Raw genomic sequence first — 2233 nt, 5'->3', positions numbered from 1 at the left:
TCGGTTCAGGCGGCTGCCCCCCGGGAGCAGGGATCCTACACCGTGGTGGGGAGCTACGGCTACATGCCCCTAGAGCAATTTGGCGGCAGAACCGTGCCCGCTTCCGATCTCTACAGCTTAGGTGCCACCCTAATCCACCTGCTCACCGGACAACATCCGGCGGACTTGCCCCAGGAGGGATCCCGTATTGCGTTCGAGCAAGCGGTGCAACTGAGCCCGCCCTTTCGCGACTGGCTGCGGTGGTTGACGGAGCCTCTGGTGGCGAATCGTCCCGCTTCCGCCCGGCAGGCCCTGGAGGCGCTGGAGCATTTGGATCGTCGTCCCGCCTTGATTCCCTCAGACGCAGCAGCAGTCCCTCCTCGACAGCCAGCAGGCAGCCGGATTCAACTGCACAAGTCCGAACAGACCTTTCAGGTGGTGATCCCGGCCCGGCAAACCGGTGTTTTGGCGTTGCTGCCTTTCGCCATCGCTTGGAACTCCGTCATCACCTTTTCCACGATCATATCGGTTGGGCATGCGCCTTTTCCGGCCAATCTGTTGTTTGGCCTATTCATCCTGCCCTTCTGGACGGTGGGGTTGGTGATGGTGGGCGGGATCCTCTACGGTCTATTCGGCAAAGTCCACCTACGGATCGACACAAAATACATTCGCCTGGTTTACGAGGTGTTTGGCCTGCGCTTTCGCAGAGTTCCCCCCAGTCGGCGATGGGATATTGACCGGCTAGAGCTGATCCCATGCCAAAGCCCACAGTTGAACATCTGGGCGGGCAACCGCAAATACGAGTTGGGAGCGGGGATCCCTTTGCAGGAGCCAGAGCTGGAGTGGTTGGCCTCGGAACTAAGCCGTTGGCTGAAGATCCCAGTTGAACGGCAAAAGGTGTAGTCGTTAGGTTTTTTGCATTTAGTTATGATAAGGACAGTTTTTGGGTAAGGTCTGATGAGTTATCTTGCTGCAGATCACAGCAAATAAAATAGCAAAAAATTATAGCTTTCCTGAAAACAGAATCCAGATCCACATCGGCAAAGAGGCAGGATGCAAACAGTTTATCCAAGGCCTGCTGTAATAGCTCGCTCTGGATCCCCGTGGCGCTACCTCCCAAAAAGATATGGAAAATGATACACCAGAGATTCCATCGCTGGAGTTGCTTGGGAGTTTGGGAAAGACCCTGACTTAGAGCATCTTATCCTTGACTCAACTGTCGTTCGTGCTCACCCCTGGGCAGCCGCAAAAAAAGGGGAGCAAGCTTTGGGGAGGAGTCGAGGTGGATACAGCACTCAGATCCATGTGAGTGTGGATGGTTTGGGGAAGCCGTTAGTGTTTAGAATCACAGCAGGGCAAAGCAGGATATTACCCAAGCAGAGGCATTACCAGAGAGTTGGCAAGAAGAGCATACGAAGGTGATAGGGGATAAGATTCTCAGGAATTCAGGGAGAGGATAGACAAGGGAAGGCCGGGTGCTGATTCCTTCTAAGAGGAATAGGAGGGTGGTGGGAGATTTGACCGGCACGTTTACAGGGAGAGGCATTTAGTCGATAAAAGATTTTTTTACGATTTAACACGAATTGCTATATTGGTGCTTGTGCTGAGAATTATCTGGCCAAATTGCTGTGGCTAAAGTTTAAGGGTATATGTGGCAAGCGTGGCTTCTGAGTCAGTGGGGGGTGGCACTCTGGCTCAACCTGGCTCTGGTGGTGCTGGGTCTGCTGAGCCCTCAGAAGGCTTTGACGCGAGCAGGGGTCATCCACGCGGGCCTGCTGGGCCTGCTGGTGTGGGGGGGGCTGGGGGGGCGGGGCTACGCGGTGGTAGCTGCCTATTTTTTAGTGGGAACAGCCGTAACCAAACTGGGGATCCGGCGCAAGCAGGCGCAGGGGATCGCCGAAAAGCGAGAGGGGGCGCGAGGGCCGGAGAACGTCTGGGGATCCGCTTTAACCGGGGCAGTATGTGCGCTAGGATACGCTTTCTTCCCGCATCCCCTGTGGTGGTTGGGATACAGCGCCAGCTTTGCAGCGAAATTGGCCGATACCGTCAGCAGCGAGGTGGGGAAAGCCTATGGCCGCAAGACCTTTTTGATCACCACCTTCCAGTCCGTGCCGGCGGGCACAGAAGGAGCCGTGAGCCTAGAGGGATCCCTGGCGGGAGTGGCAGCAGCGGCAGGGATGGCCGGGTTGGCCTGGGGGATTGGCGGGGAGTGGGTGGGGGAAAGCCCATTTTGGTTGGGCATCTGCTGGCTGGC

At 56.4% G+C, this 2233-nt stretch carries 1 protein-coding gene and 2 pseudogenes; all 3 read left to right on the top strand.

The genetic code is table 11. The features are described from left to right. A pseudogene (locus NW820_RS03055) lies at nt 1–882 on the top strand (serine/threonine protein kinase); the annotation flags it as partial. A 98-nt stretch (nt 883–980) separates the two neighbouring features. Then, a pseudogene (locus tag NW820_RS03050) lies at nt 981–1555 on the top strand (IS5 family transposase); the annotation flags it as partial. Nucleotides 1556–1661: 106 nt separating this feature from the next. After that, nucleotides 1662–2233: DUF92 domain-containing protein (locus tag NW820_RS03045; protein WP_414406650.1), on the top strand; the 572-nt coding region annotated here is incomplete at its 3' end.

Origin of the sequence: Synechococcus sp. R55.7, assembly GCF_047461955.1 — a bacterium.
Taxonomy (GTDB): domain Bacteria; phylum Cyanobacteriota; class Cyanobacteriia; order Thermostichales; family Thermostichaceae; genus Thermostichus.
This window is presented reverse-complemented; position numbering and strand designations above follow the sequence as displayed.